The following is a 24,381-nucleotide window of genomic DNA, read 5'->3' as shown; positions in this document are numbered from 1 at the left end:
TATTCAAATGTGAATAAAGAATAGTTTATTGATCAGCATTTCAACATTTTTGTTAAAAGAAAAAGAATTTAATAAGCAAGCCTAAACAAATTATGTCATTTTCAATCAAATGCTATGTCTATTCATGAATGCAAGTTCAAATGTTAGCAATTTTGAAATAGCTAATAAAGTAGCCACTACGGCTGCTTTATTTCGTAAATATTTTCCGGATGCGAGTGTCAATTTTAGTCCTTGGGATAATTCAAACGATAAAGATTGGATAGATACTCTTGACTTTTCTTTTCATTTCCCAGGCTGGAGCCCAAGTATTGAATGTAGAGCAGTTTTGCTTCAGTTGAGAATTGAAAATAATTGTGAAAATGAAGTACCCAAGTTATTAGGAATAATAATGCGTGGAATGATAATTCCTGCTGAAAGGTGGAGAGTGGCAACTATCGGCGAGTGGGAGATGACAGGAACACACTTACCTCAGAAGGAACAAAAAGATAATCTTTTTTTAGTGTGTAAAGAACTTTACAATTTATTCTCTACAACATCCACTGGTAACAAAAATTAGTTGTTTTATCTATTTTCCTTGTACATTACATATATGTACAAATCAAAAAATACATAAATGGCAGTTGCTCTTGCAGGACAATTAAGAGAAGGGACAAAAAAGTCCCACACAATGGCTGAAAATACTGGCTTCGTAGCTTGTTTTTTAAAAGGCGTTGTTGAAAAAAAATCATATAGAAAACTAATAAGTGATTTATATTTTGTTTATCAAGCGATGGAAGAAGAAATAGAAAGATTGGTTAAGGAGGAACATCCTGTAATAAAACCTATTGGATTTAAATCATTATTTAGAACAGAAACACTTGAGAATGATCTGAAATTTTATTTTGGAGATGATTGGAAAAATGAAATTAATATTTCTAAATCGGCAGAAGAATATGTTAAACGAATACATCTTGTGGCACAAACATCGCCAGAATTATTGGTTGGCCATCACTATACACGATATATAGGAGATCTATCTGGCGGTCAAATTTTAAAAAAAATAGCAAAAAAAGCTTTAAATTTGGATGGAAATAATGGTTTGAATTTTTATGAATTTAAAAATATTGGTGACGAAAAAAAATTTAAAGAAGAATATTCTAAGACTTTAAATCAACTCCCAATAAATCAAACTATTGCTGATGAAATTATCGATGAAGCCAATAAAGCCTTTACTTATAATATGAAAATGTTTAAGGAGCTAGAGGGAAACTTGATTGGTGTATTAGGTAAAATTGTTTTTAATTACCTCACAAAGAAAGTGAGGAAGGGAAGTACAGAAACTTAATATTTATGTTTGACTCATTAAAAAATTTTTTAAAAAAAAGTATTGAAGATTTAGATGGTAAAGAATTAGAAATATCAAAGGAATTTCAAGAATATCATAATAAAGACTCAAAATATATTATAAAAAATTGGCTTTTTGAATCTCCTCAATATAGAAAGTGGAGAGTTACCAAATTAGATGGGGGTGATAAACTCCAAGTTTTTAATACTGTGGCTTATCCAAACTTCAAAAGTGAATCTCCTATCTTAGGTGCTGATATTTTGTGGTTTGGTACTTCTCAAAAGTTATTAGCGATTTTTGATTATCAACCTTTAATTCAAGAAAAAAAATATCTCTATCAATATTGCTCAAGTTTAGATTTTATTAAAAAAAAATATTCCGTATTTGATAATAATAAAATGAAAAATATATATGATTCAAAAAAATATTTTTCGCCATGGGTAATGATTTGTAGAGGTAATAAATTAAATCTTGATAGAGATTTAAATAGTATTTTTTATTTGTTTGTTAGTGATTATTTAAGGATTAATAAATTGAATCAAAATAATCAGTTTTTAAATTATGAGCAAATCAAAAATAAACAAATAGATTATGATAAATATAGTGCTGAAAAAGATCCTGCAGATAAGTTATTTAAAAGTTTTTTTGGTGAAAATTGGACTTGCAATTTTATTAATAATTTTCTCTTTACCTTAAATAATTATTCTAAAGATTAAATGCTAATTCAAAATACTATTTTTTATAAAAAGGAATGGAGATGGTCTAATTTCATAAAACTCTTAATTTCTCAATTAGCAAAATATCACTGCTTGGAACATGAAATACCTTCTGCGTTCTCTTACAAAGAGTCAACCTATGGTTCATCAAAATCACAAAATAATGTAAGTCTGTTTACTTGGGGTGCAACGCATAGGGAAAGAATTAATTTTGCAAGAGCTGTATGTATTAATAGTCCAAGTTATTCTGTTTTGAATTTTTTGATTATTCCAAGTACCAGATTTAACATACCATTCTTAGGAGTGGATTTTGTCTCATTACCTAAAAATCATTTATTAGTTTTAGATTTTCAGCCATCATTAAAAGTAGAAAATCAGTTTAACTCTGAATTACTCGACCAACTTGTAAAACTCAAAAAATCGTGTCATAAATCCCTTCCTATCGCAGAAAAGATGTCTGAAGAAGTCTCAAGATTTTTTTCTCCAGGATTAATCTGGTCAAGATTACCAAAACATAAAAATAGTGATTATTTGATAGAAAATCAACTTTATCATTCATTTAAAGAATATTTGGTATTGTATCTAAACACTCTCTTTACAAGTGAAGAAGTTGATCAAGGTTTGCAGCAAGAAATAATTAATGGTCAAAATAATTATTTGAACTATAGAAGAAATAAAGACCCCGCCAGACCAATGTTATCAAGTTTATTTGGCAAAGATTTTACTGAATCCTTAATTAATAAAGTATTATTTTCCACTAATAAAGTTTATAATTAAGTTTTGAAATTAGATGAAAAAACAATCTGTCCTTTTTGTATGTTTAGGTAATATCTGCAGGTCTCCAGCTGCTGAAGCAATTTTTATTAATTTAATTAATAAAAAAGGATTTAATAATAATTTTATAGTTGATTCAGCCGGAACTGGTGGTTGGCACATAGGTAAGAAAGCTGATAATAGAATGAGAAAAGCGGCACATAAAAGAGGTTTGGAAATTTTAAGTAGAGCTAGACAAATTAATTCTAAAGATTTTGAGATATTTAACTATATAGTTGCAATGGATGACTCTAATTTTGAAAATATTAGCGCCCTTAAATCTAGAAAATCATTATCTGATTTTTCATCAATAAACAAGATACAAAATTTTAGATCTGTTTTTGAAGAAACAGAAGTGCCTGATCCTTATTTTGGCGGCGATGATGGATTTGATCACGTCCTTGATATCTTAGAAGACTCTGTAAGTGGCTTCTTGAATACGATTTGTTGAGTTATTCAATTTGAATCTCTTTAGGAATTTTGAAATTGTAAATATTAATAATTTTTTCTACGACTTCATTTATAGAATATCCGTCAGTGATCAGTTCAATTGCGCCCTTTGCTTTAGTGAGTGGGGAAATTTCTCTAGTAGAATCATCCAAATCTCTTTTCCTTATAAGTTCTTTTAATTGATTAAAGTCAATCTCTTTTGAACCTCTGATATCTAGTTCAGACTTTCTTCTTTTCGCTCTTTCCTCAATACTAGCAGTTAAGTATATTTTAATTTCTGCATCAGGAAAAACTGTTGATCCGATGTCTCTTCCTTCAGCTACTAATCCTCCTGATTCTCCAATTTTTCTTTGTTCTTTCACTAAAAAATCTCTAATTTCTTTTATTGATGAAATTTTAGAAACAATAGAACTTATTTTTTGCGAACGAATTTCTTCAGTTACACAAAATTTATTTATGAATACATCCTGGTGGGAAATAGAATTTGTTTTGAAAATTATAGATACATTACTAAGGATTTTGTTCAATTCAGATTTTTCATTATAGTCAATCTTTTCTTTTATTAAAAGCCAACTTAGTGCTCTATACATTGCTCCAGTGTCTAAATATAAAAACTTTAACTTCTTTGCAATTAATTTTGTTATGGTACTTTTCCCTGAACCTGCTGGTCCATCAATCGCAATAATTGGATTTCTTTTCATAAGAAAAACGTGATCAATTAATCTTGTTTTTCCACATTTTATCGCACCAGCTAAAATCGAAATATTATCTTCCTTTTGTACTTTTTTCAAGCTATAAGCGTTTAGATGTTCTAAATATTCAATAGAAATATTTTTAGATTGTAGCTTTTTGATAATTTGATTTAATTCAATCTTTTTATCCTTTTTAAAAACTTTTTGTGAATGGACTAGTTCATTTGAAAAAAATTTTACAATTGTTTTTTCATTTTTAGATAAAAGATTGTTACGTGAACTAAATGGGATACCATCAGAATCTCTTTGGGTCGGAATAGATAAAATATTGATGTTTAATTTTTTTTCTGATACTAGGTTTTTCAAGATTAATAGCTGCTGCCAGTCTTTTTCTCCTAAATAAAGATTTTTTGGCTGTATAAGTTTTAGTAATCTATAAATAACAGTACAAACTCCATCAAAATGACCTTTTCTTGTAATGCCACATAATGCTGAAGATAGTTCTTTAGAAGCTTTCAGATAACTAATACTTTTATTATTTGGGGGATAGATATCAATGGTATTAGGAATAAAAATTACATCTGTGCCAGTAGAAAAAGCAATTTCAATATCTTTATCAACAGTTTTTGGGTAGCTTTTAAGATCTTTTTTACTATCAAATTGAAGTGGATTCACAAAAATACTTACTAAGTTAATATTGCAATTTGAACTTTTTGCTGTGGATATTAATTTTTGATGACCATAATGCAGATTACCCATAGTTGGTATAAAATTAATATCACTTTTAAGGTGGCGGCGCCATTCTTCAAGTTCTTCTATTTTTCTTATTATCTTGTTCACTTTTTTAAAAAATAAATCTATTTAATAAATAATTACTGGACAAAAGCGATCTACGGAGGAACATCTATATAGGACAATTCTATCATTTTTACTTCATGGATTACAAAACATCAGGAGTTGACATAAAAGCTGGAAGAGAATTTGTCTCAGAAATTAAACAAGCTGTTGAGTCAACTCATTCATCTAATGTAATCGAAGGGATAGGCGGGTTTGGCGGCCTATTCAAAATACCTCTTGAGGGTTTAAAAAAACCTATTTTAGTTTCAGGAACTGATGGTGTTGGGACAAAACTAGAGTTGGCACAAAGTAAGAACTTTCATTTCGAAGTAGGTATTGATTTGGTCGCAATGTGTATGAACGACATAATTACAACTGGTGCAAAACCGCTATTTTTTCTTGATTATATTGCTACAGGGAAGCTTGAAAAAAATCAATTATTAGAAGTTGTTAAAGGTATTTCTTATAGTTGCTTAGAAAATAACTGCTCTTTACTTGGAGGAGAAACTGCAGAAATGCCTGGATTTTATTCAAAGAATAAGTATGATTTAGCAGGATTTTGTGTGGGAATAGTTGATGAGGAAAAATTAATTAATGGTAAAAAAATAGGTGAAAATGATTTGATAATTGCATTACAAAGTAATGGTATTCATAGTAATGGATTTAGTTTAGTCAGAAAAATTATTGAAAATAATGATCAAATTCATAAGAAATTTGAAAAAATGTATCACTTAGATTTTTATAGTCAATTACTACAGCCCACGAAAATTTACTTTAAGCTCATAAATCAAATTTTATCTCAGAATATTGAAATTAAGGGCATGTCTCATATAACTGGAGGAGGAATTCCTGAAAATTTACCAAGATGTATGTCTGCCGATTTTATTCCTTACATAGATACGAAGTCTTGGGATATTCCGGTTTTATTTAAATATTTAAAGGATGTTGGTCAGATTCCTGAAAAGGATTTTTGGAATACATTTAATCTAGGGGTTGGATTTTGTTTAATAATTGATAAGAAATTTAAGGATGAGATTTTAAATATTTGTGAAGATAATGATGTGAAAAGTTGGGTCTTAGGGAAGGTTCTTAAGAAAGATAATTCAAAAGAGAATGAATTTTTACCTGAAATATTAATTTAGATCTCTCGTATTAACTTTTATTGAGAAATTACAAATTAAATTTAACTACACAAATGAAAAAGTTAGGTGTAATATAATAGGACTACCGCCGAGTTATATCGGAGATTTAAGTAAGTAGATTTAACTTTAATTCAATGCCCTTTGAAAATAATCAAAGAATTACACGTAGACGTAGTTCAGCAGGACCTACACCTCCAAAAAGACCATTAGGTAATTCAGATTTTAATGGGCGCCAAAATCAAGGACCTAGGCCAACTTTTTTAACTTTGCGAGATCATGGAAAGGTTTTTGTTGCTGATTTACCAAATTTATCTGATGGACAACTAGCTCATATAAGTAAAGAGGCTAATGAGGTTTTAGATAGCCTTGAGAAAAGGTTATGCGATCTTGAGAATGAACCAAATTCTACAAATCCTGAAAATGATACTTTGATAAAAGCTTCTACTAAAAGAGATGTTACGCTAAGATTTATAAAATCAATAGAAGAAGAACAAGATCATAGAAAGAATAATCCTGCTTTAAGAGATGCAGCTTCTGAATCATTACCAAGAACTTTTCTTGAGGTTGCAAGACATAGATTACCTGGGGCTACTTTTGATTCTCTTCTGAGAGAAGCTTTAGAAGCATGTTCGGTAGATGATAATCCTAAAAAAAGTGAAGTTATTGCTGAACCAAAAGAAACTGTAAAGATTATGGATATACCCTCTTCTAACACTAATCCCTCTCTTGTTGTTAGTATCGAATCAAGCAAGAATAATAACGATGCAAGTTTATGAGCTAAATATTGATTCGAAAAGTGATAAAACCAGTAATAAAAAACAAACTAGAATTTCTTTAGATAAAAATAAGATTTTATGTGATCACTGTCAAAGGACTGCTTCCAATGGAATACGTTGTTTGGGTATATGTGTTGCTGATAATGACTATTAGAAAGATTAACTTTAGAAAAAATGAAAAATAGATTTTGTTTTCTCCTAATTAAATAGGATAATAATATTATGTATTTTAATATTTATAAAATTGCTAATTAGCTTTTGTAAGCTCACTTAAGATATTTGATGAACAAACGATTTGATAAACTTACCGTTCTGGAAAGAACTATAGCTAAATTTATTAAAAAATTTAAAAAGGCGGCACCCAGATTCGAACTGGGGATAAAGGATTTGCAATCCTCTGCCTTACCACTTGGCCATGCCGCCGATAGAGATTTTGTTGAATCACCTAATGATCCTACCAGTAACCCGTCTCAATCTCTATTAATTATATGTAATGGGCATGGTGAAGATGTAATCGCATTAGAAATAATAAAAAGATTTTTAAAAAAAATAAAAATTAAAACAATTGAAGTTATGCCATTGGTTGGAAATGGTAAAGTGTTTGACTCAATTCAGTCAAAAAATTTTAGTAAAATTGGTCATCTTGCAGAATTACCAAGCGGAGGTTTTAGTAATCAGAGTGTTAAGGGTTTTATTCTTGATTTATTTGCAGGTTTTTTGATACATAATTTAAAAAATTTTTTAATTATAAGAGGAAAGGCAAAAGATCATTACAAAATTATTGCTGTAGGGGATTTGTTGCCTTTATTTTTTGCATGGAGTTCAAAATGTGAATTTAGTTTTATTGGTACTCCCAAAAGTGACCATACATGGAGTAGTGGCCCGGGATGGTCTTTGAGTGATTTTTATCATAAATTCAAAGGTTCTGAATGGGATCCTTGGGAAATGTATCTAATGAGATCTACTAAATGTAAAAGTTTAATAATGAGAGATGAAATTACAGCAAATAATTTAAATAAAAAAAAGATTAGTGCGAAATACTTTGGTAATCCAATGATGGATTTTGTAGATAAAAAAAATGAAAAAAATACAAATCTTGTTAAAGATAAAAGGATTATTTTATTAATAGGTAGTAGATTTCCTGAAGCCTTACATAATCTTGATGTTTTTTTAGATTGTCTAGAAGATTTAAAATTATCAACTGATTTGATTATTCTTTTGCCTTTAAGTACTAATGCTAATGTTATAACTATCAAGAAACATTTAATAAATAATGGTTATTCGAAACAACGAAATAATCAATTTATGGTTGGTGAAAATTCAGTTTGGAAAAATAAGGATAAATATATTTTGTTAGGTAAAAGTACTTTTCATAAATGGGCTAATATGGCTTCTGTTGGGTTATCAAATGCAGGTACAGCTACAGAACAAATTACTGGTCTTGGAGTACCCTCAGTTTCTCTTCCAGGGGCGGGTCCTCAATTTACAAAATCATTTGCAAAAAGACAGTCTCGATTATTAGGAGGTAGCGTATTAGTCTGTGATAATAAAAAAACTCTTGTAGATAATTTAGAGATATTAATTAATAAAAAACACCACAGATTAAAACAAGTGAAAATTGGTATGAAACGAATGGGGAAAAGCGGTGCCAGTAAAAAAATTGTGGAGTACATAAATTTAAGTTTGTTAGCTTAATAAGGTAATATCAAAAAAGGTTTTGTAAGTTTTTAATGTATCCTATAAATGATCGTGAATATCTAGCAATATGCTCCAAAATAGCTAATTTACTTAGTATAAGTTTGTCATCAGCGAAGAAAAAGGTAGAAATTCAAATTGCAAAAAAAGGTTCTAAAACTATTGAAGAAAAAAGACAAGTTGCGAAAGATTTATTGAAATTAAGTGAAAAGGATAATGGGAAAAAGCTAAGTTCTTCAAAGATACTAGATAAACTTATGTCGACTCTAGAGAATGAAGACAATTTTATGACTGAAGATTAATTAATGCTCAAATATATTAGAAAACTTTAATATATCTAATTCAGAATGAACCGGAATAGTTTGAAAACATTTCTGAGCCAAGTCATATCTTCCTTCTCTCTCAAGAATGATTCTTAATTTGCGCATTGCTTCTATCAGATATTTAACGTCATTCGCAGCATAATCAATTTGTTTGTCAGATAAATCCTCGCAACTACCCCAATCACTACTTTGCGAACTTTTATCTAATTCTATTCCTATTAATTCATGGATTAACTCTTTTAAGCCATGTTTATGTGTATATGTCCTAGCCAATTTACTAGCTATTTTTGTACAAAAAATATTGTTTGTATTGATGTTTAAGTTACATTTTAGAGCTGCCACATCAAATCTTGCGTAATGAAATATTTTCATTATTTTATTATCTTCAAATAATTTTTTTATGTGGGGTGAATCTGAGTTATTAAGTTCTATCTTTATGCATGAAGTTAAATGAAATTCATTAGATATTTGAATTAAACATAGCCGATCTCTTCCATGTATTAATCCCATTGCCTCAGTATCTACAGCTAAATAAGAGGAATCCTTATAGATATTATATAAGTTTTGGGTTATGTCATTATTGTAGAGAGTTATTTTTTCATTTTTTTGAGTATTATTCATAATTATTAACGCAAATTTACCTTAATTATTACTTTACATTATTTTTATAAATTTGTGATTCAATTATTTATCTGGAATTTAATTCATGTTTAATCGTAGTAAATCATAATTTATATTATGATGTTGAACTATATAAACAATTTGAGCCTAATAATAAGAAATTTATTAATGACTTATTCTCTTAATTCAACATTATTACTTACGATTCTTCTTGGGATAGGTTTATTTTTTTTTCTAAGAGCCTCTAGTAAAGATAGAACAACAGTAGTTGAAATAACTTCATCTCAAAAACCATTAGAAGTGTTAAAAGTAATGTATGAATGGCTTAATTTAAGAGGCTGGAAACAGTCTGGTGGAAATTTTGAACAAAGAATTTTAATCTTTAAGGGACAGGTTGTATCTAGTAAATTATTGGCAATCTTTTTAAGTTTGCTTGGTGGCTTTGGATCTTGTGCTCTAGGGTTAGTAATTATTCAAATCTTCCCAACTTTAGGATGGTGGCCTATCCTATTAGGTTTTATTGGAGGCCCTTTATCAGGAATGATCTACTTTAAGAAGTCAGCTAGGGAAGAAAAATTTGAATTAAGATTAATAAGTAATGATAACAATGAAGATATGACCTCAATGAGATTAAGAGCTCATAGAGATGAATTAATATCTCTTGAAAATGAACTGAGTGATAGGCTCAAATTAAAAAGTGATGGTTCTTTGTTTAAAACACCTATCTAGTAAAAATTACTTCAGAATTTTGAGAATATTTAATCAAAAATATTATTTTCTAAACAAAATTCTTCTAAAACCTTATCATTTTGCCAATCTTGAGGCCTTGTAAAAATTTTAGTGAGTAAATCTTCTCTAGATCCTTGCTTGGCTTTATAACCATATTCCCATCTAGCTAGGGGTGGCAATGACATTAATATAGATTCAGTTCTACCATTTGTTTGTAATCCAAAAATTGTTCCTCTGTCCCAAACTAAATTAAATTCAACGTATCGTCCTCTTCTATAAAGTTGAAATTCTCTCTCTTCTTTTGTGTAGTTTTGGCTGACTCTTTTTTCAATTATCGGTTGATATGAACTTAAAAATGCTTCTCCACAATTTTCTGCTAATGCAAATAAATTATTCCAATTTAAGTTTAACTCGCCAATATTATTAGATTCTTTGTAGGCATTGCCATCTTTGTTGCTGCCTTTATAGATATTACCGGAACCATCTTGATAGTCATAAAAGATACCTCCAATTCCTCTTGATTCATTTCTGTGTTTCAAAAAGAAATATTCATCACACCATGGCTTGAATACCAGGTGAAGTTTTTTATTAACTTTTTCACAGGCATTACTATGCTCTTTATGAAAATGTCTCACATCAGATAAATAAGGGTAATATGGAGTCAGATCGGCACCTCCACCAAACCACCAAACTGGTCCTGCCTCGAAATAACGATAATTAAGATGAACTGTGGGTATGAAAGGATTTTTAGGATGCAATACCATTGATGTGCCGGTGGCAAACCATTCGTGACCTTTAGCTTCTGGTCTTTGTGAGATGATTGACTGAGGAAGCTCTTTACCATATACCTCTGAGAAATTGACTCCAGCCTGCTCAAAAATCGAGCCATTTTTTAAAACTCTAGATCTCCCTCCTCCACCTTCTTCTCTAAGCCAAGATTCCTCAGTGAATTTTGCTTTCCCATCAATATTTTCCAGGTTTTTGCAAATATTATCTTGTAATTTTAGTAAGAGATTCTTAGTCTTTTCTCTTGAATTATTAGGGGGTTCTTTAGACATTTATTTAACTTGAGATTGAAGAATTAAATTTTTGGTTAATTAGTCGTTTCCCTTTATAATTTCCTTTAAGGGGGAGTAATTTCTTATTATTTGATAGTTCGACATAGTTCTTAATCTTTTAACAAGTCGACTAACCTATAAAATCATTTAAAAATTTTGATGACTACAGTCGAAGATGCGAATAATGCTTTATCAAAGATTCTGGATTCTGGATCGAAGAAAAATCTCATTGAATTAGCTTGGATTAAAAACGTTAGAGTAGTTATACCTAGAATAATAATCACTCTATCATTACCCTCCTTCGCAAATTCACAGAGAGATAGAATAGTAAAAGAAGTAAGAAATAATCTTCTTCAATTCGAGGATATTAATGACGTACAAATAGAAATAGATAACAACCTTTCTCAATCAAATTCCAAAAGTGAAAGTAATGTTCCTGAGTTAAAGAACATAAAAGGAATAAAACATATTATTGCTATTAGTAGCGGTAAAGGAGGTGTTGGGAAAAGTACGATAGCAGTTAATATTGCATGCTCATTAGCTAAATTAGGACTTAAAACAGGTTTGTTAGATGCTGATATTTATGGGCCTAATACTCCTGCAATGCTTGGAGTTACTGAAGAAAATCCAACAGTGACAGATGGTAGCGGTAATGATTCAAGATTAATACCCATTAATAAGTTTGGAATTTCATTAGTCTCAATGGGGTTTTTGATAGAAGAAGGACAACCAGTGATATGGCGAGGACCAATGTTAAATAGCATAATAAAACAATTCCTTTATCAAGTTGAATGGAGTAATCTTGACTTTTTGGTGATTGATTTACCTCCAGGGACAGGAGATGCTCAGATATCTCTATCTCAGTCTGTCCCTATTTCAGGCGCAATTGTTGTGACAACGCCTCAACAAGTATCTTTGCAAGATGCAAGAAGAGGTTTAGCAATGTTTAAGCAACTTGGCGTCCCATTATTGGGTGTTGTAGAAAATATGTCTGTATTTATTCCTCCTGATATGCCCAATAAAAAATATGAAATTTTTGGTAAAGGAGGTGGAAAAATCTTAGCTGGAGAAAATAATTTGCCATTACTTGCTCAAATTCCTATTGAAATAACACTTGTTAATGAGAGTAATAAAGGGATTCCAATTTCAATCAGTGAACCAGATAAAGAAAGTTCTATTAGATTTAAAGAGTTGGCTCTATTAATTAAAAAAACATTTATTAATTAGCAATAAATGATCAACGAAATTTCTTTGCTACAGAATAAGAGATTTTTTCAAAAGAAAGATAAATTTGATCGAAAAAATTTTTTTTCACCTTTAGTTCTAATACCTTTAGTATTGGTTTTCATTTCAAGTATTTTAATAAAAAGTGTACAAATAGAATTTTTACAATCAGATTTTTTAAATCATCTTTTCACAGGCTTATTTGGCTATTTTTTAGCGATTTTGATTTCATACATACCAATTGAAAGAATTAGAAAATATTTGATCCCGTTTTATTTTTGTTCTTTAATTTCATTACTTTTGATTTATTTTTTTGGGCTCTCAATTTATGGAGCTCAAAGATGGCTTAGCTTAGGCATTTTTTCTTTTCAACCATCGGAAGTCGCTAAATTGAGTACGATTTTAATTCTTGCTTTAGTGCTAGAAAAAAAATCTATTTCTTCTATAAAAGATCTACTATTTCCTTTTTTTATAGTGGTTGTTCCTTGGTTGTTAATATTTTTTCAACCTGATTTAGGAACTTCTTTGGTTTTAATAGTATTGACTTTTGTAATGCTTTATTGGTCCAAGATGCCCATAGAGTGGATACTCATTTTAGGATTTTGTCTTTTAACATCAGTATTCTATTTCGTTTCTCCAAACTTGCTTATTTTTTGGATTCCTTTTATGGGTTATTTAGCTTATAGGTCTTCTCAAAATAAAATTAGCTTCTCTATTTTTACATTAGCCCTACATTCATTAGTTGTTAAGTTGACACCTATTATGTGGGAATTCGGCTTAAAAGATTATCAAAAAGATAGATTAATTTTGTTCTTAGATCCCAATAGGGATCCATTAGGTGGGGGATATCATTTAATACAAAGTAAAATAGCAATTGGTTCCGGAGGACTTTTTGGTACTGGTTTATTAAATGGTAAACTGACAAATTTACAATTTATACCTGAACAACATACCGATTTTATATTTAGTGCTTTAGGAGAGGAATTAGGCTTTTTAGGGTGCATACTGGTTCTTTTTTTATTTTTTATTTTGATTAGTCAACTCGTAAAGATATCAAAAAATGCGAGAACTAATTTTGAGTCATTAATAGTTATTGGTATAGCTTCAACATTCTTATTTCAAATTATTATTAACTTATTCATGACTATTGGATTAGGCCCAGTAACAGGAATACCGCTACCTTTCATGAGTTATGGTAGGACTTCTTTATTGATTAATTTTATATGCATTGGCTTGGCATTATCTACATTAAATCGCTCTAGATCACTACGAAATAAATGAAATCTCAAATAACTATAAAGAAAATTCAAGATTTACTTTTGCAAGGATTACATACTACATATGTTGATGATGAGACTTCTAGGCGGATTTGGTGGGCCTCTTTAGCGGTTATTCAAGAAAACTTCCTTTCTCATTCAGCTCAAGAAGGAGGGATTTGGGTAGCCTCTCCTTTGCCAGCTCTAACAGAAAAAAAATGCCTAAGTAAAATGAAAGGCTGGTTATGGTCTCCCGAGGGTTTTCCATATTTTCAAATGGATAATGCCGGGTTTTTGCCATTAGATCATTCTAGAAAAGTCAAAGAAGATAGCAGTAAATTTAATCGTAATTACAAAGTCCTAACTTTAAATGAAAAGGATGGTTTCGAGCCTTTTTTAATAATTCTTACAAAAAATTTTCAATGTCTTTTAACAATTGCAGGAGAAAAAAACAAAAGAAATTTACTTATGAGATGTGATGAAAAGAGTCTCAAAACTGTAATTGAGTTGATTGATGCGAAATTGAATCAAGAAAATTTTGAGGAGGCGCTTAATTTTCGTAATGAAATTAAAAATTTAGGACATCTTAATATCAATGATGAATTTGAAAAAAATTTTTGGCCTAATTTATCTTCTAAGTTGGCAAACCTAATTCCTAAATTAAGTGTTCAGAGTGCAGTTAAAAATGATGATGAAAAGCATCAATTAACAGAGGCAAAGTTATTACAAGTTATTTCTCATGAAGTCAGAACTCCTTTAGCAACAATAAGGACTTTAATAAGCTCTACTCTTAGAAAATATAATATGGACGAATCAATGAGAAACCGTTTAATTCAAATTGATAATGAGTGTAATGAGCAAATTGATAGATTTGGTCTTATTTTCAATGCTGCGGAACTTGTCAGTAATAATGAATCCCTCCCAAATCAATTGGCAAGAATAAATTTAGGGGAAATCTTATATAAATTGGTACCTGTTTGGAGTAAACAATTGAAACGACGAGGAATTTCACTGGAAATTGACATACCTAAACAACTTCCTGAAATTTTGAGTGATTCAGAAAAACTAGAATTAATGTTAAGAGGACTAATCGACAGAAACACAAGAGGATTAAGAGAAGGTAGCAGTTTAATCTTAGAGTTACGCCCAGCGGGACAAAAATTAAAGCTTCAATTAAAAGTAAAAAAATTTGATATAGGTATTAACCAAATTGATAATAAAGAAATAAGTTCAGATATCGGTCCAGTACTAAATTGGAATCCTCAGACAGGAAGTTTACAATTAAGTCAGATTGCCACACAAAAATTACTGGCGAGTCTAGGAGGCCATGTTACTCAGAGAAGGGACACTGGGCTGACAGTATTTTTTCCTACTTCGGATTCAAGTGATTTATAACTGATCATATCTTTTTTCATTTATTAAATAATGTAGAAACTTTTTTAATAATTAAGAAATTTGTAAAATATGAATGCTAGTTTCTTATAAGAAATAACTTCAAAACTAGGATGACTGAAACTTTAGTTGGTCAATTTCCAAAGCATATTGGCAGTACTGGCGGGTTACTAAACTCTGCCGAAACTGAGGAGAAATATGCAATTTCGTGGAATAGCTCAAAGGAACAAGCATTTGAATTACCAACTGGTGGGGCTGCTGTTATGCATGAGGGAGATAATTTAATGTACTTTGCCAGAAAGGAACAATGTTTAGCTCTAGGTACTCAATTGAGGGGTTTTAAACCTAGGATTGAAGCATTTAAGATTTATAGAATTTTCCCTGGGGGAGATATTGAATTCTTACATCCAAAAGATGGAGTATTCCCCGAAAAAGTTAATGAGGGCAGAGAAAAAGTTGGCCATAATCCAAGAAGAATAGGAGAGAATCCAAATCCTGCAGGTTTAAAATTTACAACTAAAAAAACTTTTGAATAAATTTTCGAAAGTTGATATGAAAGACAAATATAATTATAATTTGGGCTGAAATTATTAGTATGAGCAGTTCTCAAAAAGATATTTTTTATAAGGCTTATAAAGAAGGTAAAAATTTTATACCTCTTATCAAAACTTGGCCTGCAGATTTAGAGACCCCATTATCAACATGGCTGAAACTTTCAAATGAAAATTCACATGGTGTCTTTCTTGAATCGGTTGAAGGTGGAGAAAATGTTGGCAGATGGAGCATCGTAGCTGTTAATCCTCTGTGGGAAGCTGTTTGTCATGGTAAAAAAACTATTAAAACTTGGAGTTGTGGAAAAAGTACAATATACAATGAAGATCCTTTTGATTTATTAAAAACTTGGACAGAAGAATATAAGTCTTATAGTTTAGAAAATTTACCTTACATTGGACAGTTATATGGTTCTTGGGGCTATGAATTAATTAATTATGTAGAACCTAATGTTCCTATTAATGAGTTAGAGGAGAAAGAAATACCCTATGGTTCTTGGATGTTTTTTGATCAATTAGTAATATTTGATCAAATGAAAAGATGTATAACTGCAGTAGTCTATGCTGATACCGCTAGCGCATCTGCATCTAATATTGAGAGAATTTATAAAGATTCTATTTTAAAAATTGATACAATTCGGGATTTAATGAGACTTCCACTTAAAGAAACAGAGGTTCTAAATTGGAATGAAAGTAGAGACTTGAATATTGAAATTTCAAGTAATTGGAATAAAAAAGAATTTGAAGATGCAGTCGTTTCTGCAAAAGAATATATTAAAAAAGGTGATATTTTTCAGATTGTTATAAGTCAAAAATTTCAAGCGAAGGTTAAAAGTGATCCCTTCAATCTATATAGGAGTTTAAGGATGGTTAATCCTTCTCCTTATATGGCATTCTTTGATTTTGGAACATGGTATCTCATAGGTTCTAGTCCTGAAGTAATGGTTAAAGCAGAGAAGAATAAAAACAATCAAATTGTTGCTAGCCTTCGACCTATAGCTGGGACTAGACCAAAAGGTAAAGATGCAGAACAAGATCTGAAGTTTGAGGAAGAGTTATTAAGTGATCCAAAAGAGATATCTGAACATGTAATGCTTATTGATCTTGGAAGAAATGATTTAGGAAGAGTATGCGAAACGGGTACGGTAGAGGTTAAAGATTTGATGATAATCGAAAAGTATTCACATGTTATGCACATAGTAAGCGAAGTTGAGGGTGTTTTGAAAAAGAATAAAGGAGTTTGGGATTTGTTTAAAGCATGTTTTCCTGCTGGTACAGTAACTGGGGCACCAAAAATAAGAGCTATGCAGCTAATTAAGAATTTTGAAAAAGATGCTAGAGGGCCATATGCTGGTGTTTATGGATCTATAGATATAAATGGTGCACTAAATACTGCAATAACGATAAGAACAATGATTGTTAAACCCTCGAATGAAGGGGAATATACAGTTTCTGTTCAAGCTGGCGCTGGGATAGTCGCAGATTCATCTCCTGTGAACGAATATCAAGAGACCATCAATAAAGCTAAAGGAATATTGATGTCATTGGCTTGTTTGGATAGATAAATGCATAATTATAATTTGTATAAAGGCTTTGAAGTCGAACTCTTTACTGGTTCTAAAAATAATCATATTGGAGTTTCTGATGAGATAGAAAAAACATTTTCGAATTTTGTCAAAGAGCCGGATAACAGAAATGTCGAATATATTACAAATCCAGAAAAAGATTATAAAGTCAGTTATCAAAACTTATTAGAGCCTAGAAAGCATTTAAGGCAATGGTTAAGTAATAGAGATTTGACCATAATTCCTTCATCTACATTGTGTTTTAAACATGATAGTAAGTTTCAACGTTCTGATAAAAATAATGTTTATCATCAATTTATTCAAGATAACTATGGCATATCAATTGCTACTTCAAGTGTTCATATAAATTTAGGTATTGATAATTTAGATAAACTTTTTGCTGCTATTAGACTTGTTAGGTGTGAGGCTTCTTTGTATTTATCAATAAGTGCAAGCTCTCCTTTTTTGAATAATAAAATTACTAATAATCATTCACAGAGATGGATCCAATTCCCTAAAACACCAAACAAAGTGCCATTTTTTAATAATCATGAAAACTATATACAATGGATTGATGAAAATATTAAGAAGGGAAAAATGCATAATATTAGACATTTTTGGTCTTCTATTCGCCCAAATGGTCCTCAAAGACCCCATGTTTTAGACCGTTTGGAATTAAGGATTTGTGATTATGTTTCAGATATTGATTTATTGTTGGCAATAACGGCCTTACTTGAACTTAGAGTTATTCATCTATTTGAAAATATGACGACTTTAGATCCGTTAATTACTAGTCAGTTTTCTATGGATCAATTAACAAAAATATGCGATCAAAATGAAATAAAAGCTGCACAAAACAGTTTAGACGCTGAATTAATTCATTGGAGAGATGGGAAGAAAGTGATTTGTAGAGAATGGATAAGAGATTTATTAGTGGAGTTATCTCTAACTGCAGAAAAATTTGATATGGTTCATCTTTTGAAACCTATCTATAAAGTTCTTGATGAAGGAAATCAATCTATGAATTGGATTAAGCAATATAGAGAAGGATTATCTATTGAGGATATTATGAAATATACTATTAGAGAAATGATAAAAACTGAACAAAAAAGTATTTAAACTTTGAAAGAAATATTTGATCCCAAGATATTCACCTATGACATAATAACTATATGGAATCTATGAAACAATTAAAAAATCATAATGTGGATCTGATAAGTAATAATGATCCTTTAGATAAAAATCGTTTATTGATAGAGGATTTGTGGGAGTCTGTATTAAGGGAAGAATGCCCAAATGATCAAGCAAATCGCTTAATGAAGCTTAAAGAATTAAGTTATTGTAATCAAGTGGAAGAAGATATTTCCAGAACTTTTAAGAACGAAATAGTTGATATTGTGAACTCCATGGATTTAGCTGAATCGATTTCAGCCGCAAGAGCTTTTTCATTATATTTCCAGCTAGTTAATATTTTGGAACAAAGAGTTGAGGAAGATAGATATATTCAAAGCTTTACTAATAAAAACAATCAAAAATCCCATGATAATCTGGATCCTTTCGCACCTGCTTTAGCTAGGCAAAATGCTCCAGTAACATTTAGGGAGTTATTCTACAGGCTTAGAAAATTAAATGTTCCACCAGGCAAATTAGAGGAACTATTGCAAGAAATGGATATTCGCTTAGTTTTTACGGCTCATCCTACAGAGATAGTTAGACATACAATTAGGCATAAGCAAACTAGAGTAGCTAATTTGCTTCAAAAAATACAGGTTGAAAAATTTTTAACCGTTGAAGATATTAAATCACTCAAAATACAATTAAAAGAAGAGATTAGATTATGGTGGAGAACTGATGAGTTGCATCAGTTCAAACCATCTGTAATAGATGAAGTTGATTATGCTTTACATTATTTTCAACAAGTTCTCTTTAATGCGATGCCTCAGTTAAGAGGGAGAATTTCTTCAGCTCTTACTGAAAATTACCCAGACGTACAGATGCCAACTGAATCTTTTTGTACATTTGGATCATGGGTTGGTTCTGATAGGGATGGGAATCCATCAGTTACTCCAGAAATAACTTGGAGGACTGCTTGTTACCAAAGAAAATTAATGTTGGAAAGATATATTAGCGCAACCTCTAATCTTAGAGATCAATTAAGTGTTTCAATGCAATGGAGCCAAGTCAGCTCATCCCTTCTTGAATCTTTAGAGACAGATAGAGTGCAGTTTCCGGAAATTTATGAAGCAAGGGCTACAAGATATAGATCAGAGCCATATAGATTGAAATTGAGTTATATTTTAGAAAAATTAAGATTAACTAAAGAAAGGAATAATTTACTTGCAGAAGCCGGTTGGAAATTTTCTTTAGAACGAGAATCAGATAATAAAAATATTGAATTAGTTGAAAAATTACATTACAGATCTGTTGACGAATTTACTTATGATTTGGAATTAATTAAAAATAGTCTTAATAGTACTGATTTAACATGTGAAGCAGTAAGTAAATTATTAACTCAAGTACATATTTTTGGTTTTTCTTTAGCAAGTTTGGATATACGTCAGGAGAGTACTAGACATAGTGATGCAATACAAGAATTAACTAATTATCTTGAGTTGCCTAAAAAATATGATCAAATGCCTGAAATAGAGAGAATAGAATGGCTCAAAGATGAATTAAATACAAAACGGCCTTTAATTCCAGCTGAAGTTAGCTGGACAAAAAGTACTGAAGAAACTTTCTCAGTTTTTAAAATGGTTAAAAGATTGCAGGAAGAATTTGGTAGCCGTATTTGTCATTCATATGTCATTTCAATGAGTCATAGTGCATCTGATTTGCTTGAAGTACTTCTTTTAGCAAAGGAAATGGGACTTATCGATCAAAGTTCCCAAAAGTCGAAATTGCTTGTTGTCCCTCTTTTTGAAACTGTTGAGGATCTGAAAAGAGCTCCTGAAGTAATGGAGCAATTATTTCAATTAGATTTTTATAGATCATTATTACCAAAAGTTGGAGAAAGGTTTAAACCGATTCAAGAGTTAATGTTGGGTTATTCTGATAGTAATAAAGATTCAGGTTTCTTATCTAGTAATTGGGAAATACATAGAGCTCAAATTGCCCTTCAAAATCTTTCAAGCAAAAACAATATACTTTTAAGGCTATTTCATGGCAGAGGAGGTTCAGTAGGAAGAGGGGGAGGTCCTGCTTATCAAGCGATATTAGCCCAGCCTAGCGGTACGCTCAAAGGCAGAATAAAAATTACAGAACAAGGAGAAGTTTTAGCGTCTAAATATAGTCTTCCTGAATTGGCTTTATATAATTTGGAAACAGTCACAACAGCAGTTATTCAAAATAGCTTAGTCATTAATAGACTTGATGCAACGCCAGAATGGAACGATTTAATGACTAGGTTGGCAGAAACTTCGAGAATTCAATATAGAAAATTAGTGCATGAGAATCCTAACTTACTCACTTTTTTTCAAGAGGTAACTCCCATCGAAGAAATTAGTAAATTGCAGATATCCAGTAGACCTGCAAGAAGAAAAAAAGGTGCAAAGGATTTATCAAGTTTAAGAGCAATACCATGGGTTTTTGGATGGACACAGAGTAGATTTCTTTTGCCAAGTTGGTTTGGAGTGGGTACTGCGTTATCAGTTGAATTAAAATCAGATCCTGAACAAATTGAATTACTAAGAGTACTTCATCAAAGATGGCCTTTTTTTAGGATGCTTATTTCTAAAGTAGAAATGACATTATCTAAAGTTGATCTAGAAGTCGCGAAATATTATGTAGATACACTTGGAAGTAAAGAAAATGCAAAGTCATTTGGTGATATTTTTGATGTTATCTCTAAAGAATATAATCTTACTAAATCTTTAGTTCTCGAAATAACAGGTAAAAATAAGCTTTTGGAATCTGATAGAGACTTGCGATTATCTGTAAACTTAAGAAATAAAACGATAATTCCTTTGGGATTTTTGCAGGTTTCACTTTTAAGAAGACTGAGAGATCAAACAAGACAACCTCCAATTAGTGAGTTTTTAAATGAAAGAAATGAATCTGAAAGAGCTTATAGTCGTAGTGAACTTTTAAGGGGCGCACTTTTAACAATTAACGGAATCGCGGCAGGGATGAGAAATACAGGATAATCATTGCAATATTTTTCTACTAAAAAACTAATACTCCCAGAGGGCTATTTTATTAGTTCTTCTCAATTTCCTATTGCTAAGGATGTAAATAGACTTTTAGTAAATTGTGGTTGTGATTCATTTCCTATACAAAAGTTATCTCTTGCTATTAAGAATAGTAATTTCTTCTTTTCTATCCAAAGCGAATTTAAGAATAAGCTATGTGGCTTTGTTAGGGTTACTTCAGATAGAGGACTGAATGCTAATTTATGGAATTTAAGCGCTGAGCCAGGTAAAAATCAAAATGTTTTTTACTCAGTATTGCTTCAATCGACTCTTGAAAAAATTAATAGGGAAATGCCAGGATGTAGTATCTCTGTACAAGCCCCAGTATCTTCATTCAAAAGTTTAGAAGAACGTGGATTTATATTAGACCCAAATGGTATTAGGGTAATGGGTTATAAACTTTAAATTTTTAATTACGAGCATGGAGGGAGTCGAACCCCCGACACTCAGAACCGGAATCTGATGCTCTATCCAACTGAGCTACATGCCCTGAATTTTTCAATTTCTTTAAAGAAATTCTAAATATCATAAATTTAGCTAATTTAACTAAGGAACGCATTAAAAAAAATTTTTTTAAATAACTTAAAAATAAAAAATTTTCGAAACCATAAAAGTTTTGAGATAGATCTTCATGAGCAAAGAGCTATTATTCTTGGTTGTAATGGTATAGGTAAGTCGAATTTGCTTGAATCAGTTGAAGTTCTTAGCCAATTAAGATCTAGTAGAGCATTAAGTGATAAGGATTTAATAAAAAATGATAGCGAGATGGCAGTTATATATGGCCAAATCGATTTTACTGATGATTTGAAAGTGAATTTATTTAGGAAAGGATCTAAAAAGATTTATGTTAATGATTCTTTATTGAAAAAACAGAGTGAAATTAAAAATTATATTAGAAGTGTATGTTTCTGCTCAAATGATATCAACATTGTTAAAAGTGAACCTGGCTATAGAAGAACTTGGATTGATAGAGTTGTATCTCAGCTTGAACCGATATATGTAGAACTGATTCATAGATTTAATAGACTTTTAAAACAAAGAAGTTATTTTTGGCGTTCAGAAAGCTTTCAAAAAGATCAATCTTCAGAAGTTATTGAAAGTTTTGATATTCAAATGTCATTAATTTGCACAAGAATTTTTAGGCGTAGGAGAAGAGCAATATCAAGAATTAGACCGTATGTTGAATATTGGCATAATCATTTAAGTAAATCCAAAGAGCAAATCAGTATAAATTATCTTTCTAGTTTTGAAAATATAGATGAGGCTGAAGAAGAAGAAGAAGTGATAAGTAATCAAATGGTGGACCAATTACAAAAGCAGAGGGCAATAGAGGCATTAACTGGTAAATGTAGCTTTGGTCCTCATCGTGATGATATCGAATTTCTTATCAATGATATCTCTTTAAGGAAATATGGCTCATCTGGGCAGCAAAGGACTTTTATTTTGGCTCTAAAAATGGCTGAACTCGATTTATTGCGTAACATGATAAATTTACCTCCCCTTCTGATATTAGATGATGTCTTGGCTGAGCTTGACATGAATAGGCAAAATTTGTTATTAAATTCGGTAGGGAAAGAGAGTCAATGTTTTATAAGTGCGACGCATTTAGATACATTCAATCAATCTTTTATAAGCTCATCACAAATGATTCATTTATAATGGAAAAGTTGTAATTTTTACCTAACTTAAAAAATATATTAATGGATGTTCCCAAAAAAAATAAAACTTTTAAAGCATTTAATGATGAGAAGAAATTAATCTATAAAAGTAAGCATTTTTTGTTAGAACTTTATAGATGTGATTATGAAAAATTGAATGATGAATCTTTTCTGCGTTGTACATTAAATAATGCTGCCAAACTAGCTAATGCAACAATCTTAAATCTAATAAGTAATAAATTTGAACCTCAGGGAGTTACAGCAATTGCTTTACTAGCTGAATCTCATCTTTCAATACATACATGGCCTGAAGCGCATTATTCTGCAGTTGATATTTTTACATGTGGCCAAAATATGAAGCCCGATATTTCTTGTCAATACTTAATTCAAGCTTTAATGGCTGAAGAGCATCTCCTACGTGTAATTAATAGGAATCCTCCTTTGGAAATACATAATCAAGTAAGAAAAATAATTTAAATTTCGATATTTATCGATTTAGCTTGCCGCTGACTAAGCCTTCAAGATCTAGGCTGGTGCATTTGAATCCTAGGTTAGAAAAATAGTTAATTAATTCATGAAAATCATATTCTTTACAAAATAATTTGAATTCATCTTTGGGAATTTCTATTCTCGCGGTAGAACCATGACACCTTACCCTAACTTCTGATATGCCTCTTTTTTTAATATATTCTTCTGCTTTTTCTACCATGCCTAGTCTTTCGTTTGTTATTTCATTGCCATAAGGAAATCTTGATGATAAACAAGGTTGAGCAGGTTTATCCCACCAAGGGAAACCCAATGCTCTTGAGATATCCCTTATATCTTTTTTTGTGAAGTTGAATTTTGCTAAGGGAGATACAACACCTGCATCTTTTGCTGCTTTAATCCCAGGCCTGTAGTCGCCTAGATCATCAAGATTCACTCCATCACATACAATTTTGTAGTTAAGTTTTTTAGATAAGTATGTGGTGTGTTTGTGAAGCTCTTTTTTGCATGCAAAACATCTATTTTTAGGATTTTTACTATAACTTGATTGATCTAGTTCTGAGGTCTCAATTTCTAAATGATTAATCCCAATCCATTTTGCTTGACTTTTTGCTTCATCCAATAATGTTTTAGCTAGTGCAGGCGAAACACCAGTTACAGCTATTGCTTTACTCCCTAATTGCTCGAATGCTAAAGAGGCTACTAATGTACTATCTACTCCTCCAGAATAGGCGACACAAACACTATTTAGATTCTTCATGAAATTTCTAATTGTTTGTAGTTTTTCACTTTGTTCATCAGAGAGATTTTCAAGTTGATAAAACATACTTAAGTTTTAAAAATTTAAGAAATTATGAATAGATTTATATATTATTAAATTTTTAAT

At 30.7% G+C, this 24,381-nt stretch carries 24 protein-coding genes and 2 tRNA genes; 20 read left to right on the top strand and 6 right to left on the bottom strand.

Annotation, left to right across the window (positions count from 1 at the left end):
• Window positions 1-124: 124 nt before the first annotated feature.
• Genes P9515_RS08540 through P9515_RS08520 form a run of 5 tightly spaced genes read left to right on the top strand, consistent with a single transcriptional unit; the run spans window position 125 to window position 3,304 of the window.
• Window positions 125-556, top strand: a complete 432-nt coding sequence (locus tag P9515_RS08540) for a hypothetical protein (RefSeq protein WP_041710662.1) — start codon at window positions 125-127, stop codon at window positions 554-556.
• A 57-nt stretch (window positions 557-613) separates the two neighbouring features.
• Window positions 614-1,324, top strand: coding sequence for a biliverdin-producing heme oxygenase (locus P9515_RS08535; protein WP_011821074.1), 711 nt, complete (start codon window positions 614-616; stop codon window positions 1,322-1,324).
• A gap of 5 nt (window positions 1,325-1,329) precedes the next feature.
• Window positions 1,330-2,040 (top strand): 15,16-dihydrobiliverdin:ferredoxin oxidoreductase, encoded by a 711-nt coding sequence (locus P9515_RS08530; protein ID WP_011821073.1) that lies wholly within the window; start codon window positions 1,330-1,332, stop codon window positions 2,038-2,040.
• Window positions 2,041-2,817: a phycoerythrobilin:ferredoxin oxidoreductase gene (locus P9515_RS08525; protein WP_011821072.1), complete on the top strand. Its 777-nt coding sequence runs from the start codon at window positions 2,041-2,043 to the stop codon at window positions 2,815-2,817.
• Between the two features lie 13 nt (window positions 2,818-2,830).
• Entirely contained in the window at window positions 2,831-3,304 is a 474-nt protein-coding gene (locus P9515_RS08520) for a low molecular weight protein-tyrosine-phosphatase (RefSeq protein WP_011821071.1), read from the top strand.
• A 1-nt stretch (window position 3,305) separates the two neighbouring features.
• On the opposite strand, the gene P9515_RS08515 is transcribed toward P9515_RS08520, so the two are convergent.
• Window positions 3,306-4,835 carry a bifunctional pantoate--beta-alanine ligase/(d)CMP kinase gene (locus P9515_RS08515; protein ID WP_011821070.1) on the bottom strand — a complete coding sequence of 510 codons (1,530 nt, stop codon included), beginning with the start codon at window positions 4,833-4,835 and terminating at the stop codon, window positions 3,306-3,308.
• Window positions 4,836-4,930: 95 nt separating this feature from the next.
• Here P9515_RS08515 and purM point away from each other — a divergent pair, with 95 nt between their 5' ends.
• Complete coding sequence (gene purM, locus P9515_RS08510; protein WP_011821069.1) at window positions 4,931-5,974, top strand: phosphoribosylformylglycinamidine cyclo-ligase; 1,044 nt, start codon at window positions 4,931-4,933, stop codon at window positions 5,972-5,974.
• A gap of 134 nt (window positions 5,975-6,108) precedes the next feature.
• A complete protein-coding gene (locus tag P9515_RS08505; RefSeq protein WP_011821068.1) occupies window positions 6,109-6,750 on the top strand; it encodes a hypothetical protein in 642 nt (213 codons plus the stop codon).
• A 352-nt stretch (window positions 6,751-7,102) separates the two neighbouring features.
• On the opposite strand, the gene P9515_RS08500 is transcribed toward P9515_RS08505, so the two are convergent.
• A tRNA-Cys gene (locus P9515_RS08500) sits at window positions 7,103-7,173 on the bottom strand.
• Here P9515_RS08500 and P9515_RS09400 point away from each other — a divergent pair.
• Both P9515_RS09400 and P9515_RS08490 read left to right on the top strand, forming a co-directional pair.
• Window positions 7,138-8,445 carry a lipid-A-disaccharide synthase-related protein gene (locus P9515_RS09400; protein ID WP_011821066.1) on the top strand — a complete coding sequence of 436 codons (1,308 nt, stop codon included), beginning with the start codon at window positions 7,138-7,140 and terminating at the stop codon, window positions 8,443-8,445. The genes P9515_RS08500 and P9515_RS09400 overlap by 36 nt on opposite strands.
• A gap of 35 nt (window positions 8,446-8,480) precedes the next feature.
• Complete coding sequence (locus P9515_RS08490; protein ID WP_011821065.1) at window positions 8,481-8,747, top strand: hypothetical protein; 267 nt, start codon at window positions 8,481-8,483, stop codon at window positions 8,745-8,747.
• On the opposite strand, the gene P9515_RS08485 is transcribed toward P9515_RS08490, so the two are convergent.
• A complete protein-coding gene (locus P9515_RS08485) occupies window positions 8,748-9,389 on the bottom strand; it encodes a ribonuclease D (protein WP_011821064.1) in 642 nt (213 codons plus the stop codon).
• 168 nt (window positions 9,390-9,557) lie between these two features.
• On the opposite strand from P9515_RS08485, the gene P9515_RS08480 reads away from it, so the two are divergent.
• The gene (locus P9515_RS08480; protein WP_041710660.1) at window positions 9,558-10,118 is read left to right on the top strand and encodes a cofactor assembly of complex C subunit B; all 561 of its coding nucleotides are present in this window, start codon (window positions 9,558-9,560) and stop codon (window positions 10,116-10,118) included.
• A 29-nt stretch (window positions 10,119-10,147) separates the two neighbouring features.
• Here P9515_RS08480 and hemF read toward each other — a convergent pair whose 3' ends face one another.
• Window positions 10,148-11,176 (bottom strand): oxygen-dependent coproporphyrinogen oxidase, encoded by a 1,029-nt coding sequence (gene hemF, locus P9515_RS08475; protein WP_011821062.1) that lies wholly within the window; start codon window positions 11,174-11,176, stop codon window positions 10,148-10,150.
• Window positions 11,177-11,335: 159 nt separating this feature from the next.
• Between hemF and P9515_RS08470 the strand changes: the two genes are divergently transcribed.
• The 8 genes from P9515_RS08470 to P9515_RS08435 all read left to right on the top strand — a co-directional run bounded on the left by P9515_RS08470 (window position 11,336) and on the right by P9515_RS08435 (window position 21,756).
• The gene (locus P9515_RS08470; RefSeq protein WP_011821061.1) at window positions 11,336-12,403 is read left to right on the top strand and encodes an Mrp/NBP35 family ATP-binding protein; all 1,068 of its coding nucleotides are present in this window, start codon (window positions 11,336-11,338) and stop codon (window positions 12,401-12,403) included.
• Window positions 12,404-12,409: 6 nt separating this feature from the next.
• A complete protein-coding gene (rodA, locus tag P9515_RS08465) occupies window positions 12,410-13,681 on the top strand; it encodes a rod shape-determining protein RodA (protein ID WP_011821060.1) in 1,272 nt (423 codons plus the stop codon).
• Window positions 13,678-15,051: a sensor histidine kinase gene (locus tag P9515_RS08460; protein WP_011821059.1), complete on the top strand. Its 1,374-nt coding sequence runs from the start codon at window positions 13,678-13,680 to the stop codon at window positions 15,049-15,051. The genes rodA and P9515_RS08460 overlap by 4 nt, the downstream gene beginning before the upstream one ends.
• A 110-nt stretch (window positions 15,052-15,161) precedes the next feature.
• Window positions 15,162-15,584, top strand: coding sequence for a photosystem I reaction center subunit II PsaD (gene psaD / locus P9515_RS08455; protein ID WP_011821058.1), 423 nt, complete (start codon window positions 15,162-15,164; stop codon window positions 15,582-15,584).
• A gap of 59 nt (window positions 15,585-15,643) precedes the next feature.
• Window positions 15,644-17,164 carry an anthranilate synthase component I family protein gene (locus tag P9515_RS08450; protein WP_011821057.1) on the top strand — a complete coding sequence of 507 codons (1,521 nt, stop codon included), beginning with the start codon at window positions 15,644-15,646 and terminating at the stop codon, window positions 17,162-17,164.
• Window positions 17,165-18,283, top strand: coding sequence for a glutamate--cysteine ligase (gshA, locus tag P9515_RS08445; protein WP_011821056.1), 1,119 nt, complete (start codon window positions 17,165-17,167; stop codon window positions 18,281-18,283).
• Window positions 18,284-18,336: 53 nt separating this feature from the next.
• A complete protein-coding gene (ppc, locus tag P9515_RS08440) occupies window positions 18,337-21,306 on the top strand; it encodes a phosphoenolpyruvate carboxylase (RefSeq protein WP_011821055.1) in 2,970 nt (989 codons plus the stop codon).
• 3 nt (window positions 21,307-21,309) lie between these two features.
• Window positions 21,310-21,756: a hypothetical protein gene (locus tag P9515_RS08435; RefSeq protein WP_011821054.1), complete on the top strand. Its 447-nt coding sequence runs from the start codon at window positions 21,310-21,312 to the stop codon at window positions 21,754-21,756.
• An 11-nt stretch (window positions 21,757-21,767) separates the two neighbouring features.
• Here the strand turns inward: P9515_RS08435 and P9515_RS08430 are convergent.
• A tRNA-Arg gene (locus P9515_RS08430) sits at window positions 21,768-21,841 on the bottom strand.
• Window positions 21,842-21,972: 131 nt separating this feature from the next.
• Here P9515_RS08430 and recF point away from each other — a divergent pair.
• Both recF and speD read left to right on the top strand, forming a co-directional pair.
• Window positions 21,973-23,010 (top strand): DNA replication/repair protein RecF, encoded by a 1,038-nt coding sequence (gene recF / locus P9515_RS08425; RefSeq protein ID WP_041710659.1) that lies wholly within the window; start codon window positions 21,973-21,975, stop codon window positions 23,008-23,010.
• Window positions 23,011-23,051: 41 nt separating this feature from the next.
• Window positions 23,052-23,486, top strand: a complete 435-nt coding sequence (gene speD / locus P9515_RS08420; RefSeq protein WP_011821052.1) for an adenosylmethionine decarboxylase — start codon at window positions 23,052-23,054, stop codon at window positions 23,484-23,486.
• A 10-nt stretch (window positions 23,487-23,496) separates the two neighbouring features.
• On the opposite strand, the gene larE is transcribed toward speD, so the two are convergent.
• On the bottom strand, window positions 23,497-24,321 hold the full coding sequence (gene larE / locus P9515_RS08415) for an ATP-dependent sacrificial sulfur transferase LarE (protein ID WP_041710658.1): 825 nt from the start codon (window positions 24,319-24,321) through the stop codon (window positions 23,497-23,499).
• Between the last annotated feature and the right edge of the window lie 60 nt (window positions 24,322-24,381).

Source organism: Prochlorococcus marinus str. MIT 9515, from assembly GCF_000015665.1.
In the GTDB taxonomy this organism is placed as follows: Bacteria; Cyanobacteriota; Cyanobacteriia; order PCC-6307; family Cyanobiaceae; genus Prochlorococcus_A; species Prochlorococcus_A marinus_P.
This window is presented reverse-complemented; position numbering and strand designations above follow the sequence as displayed.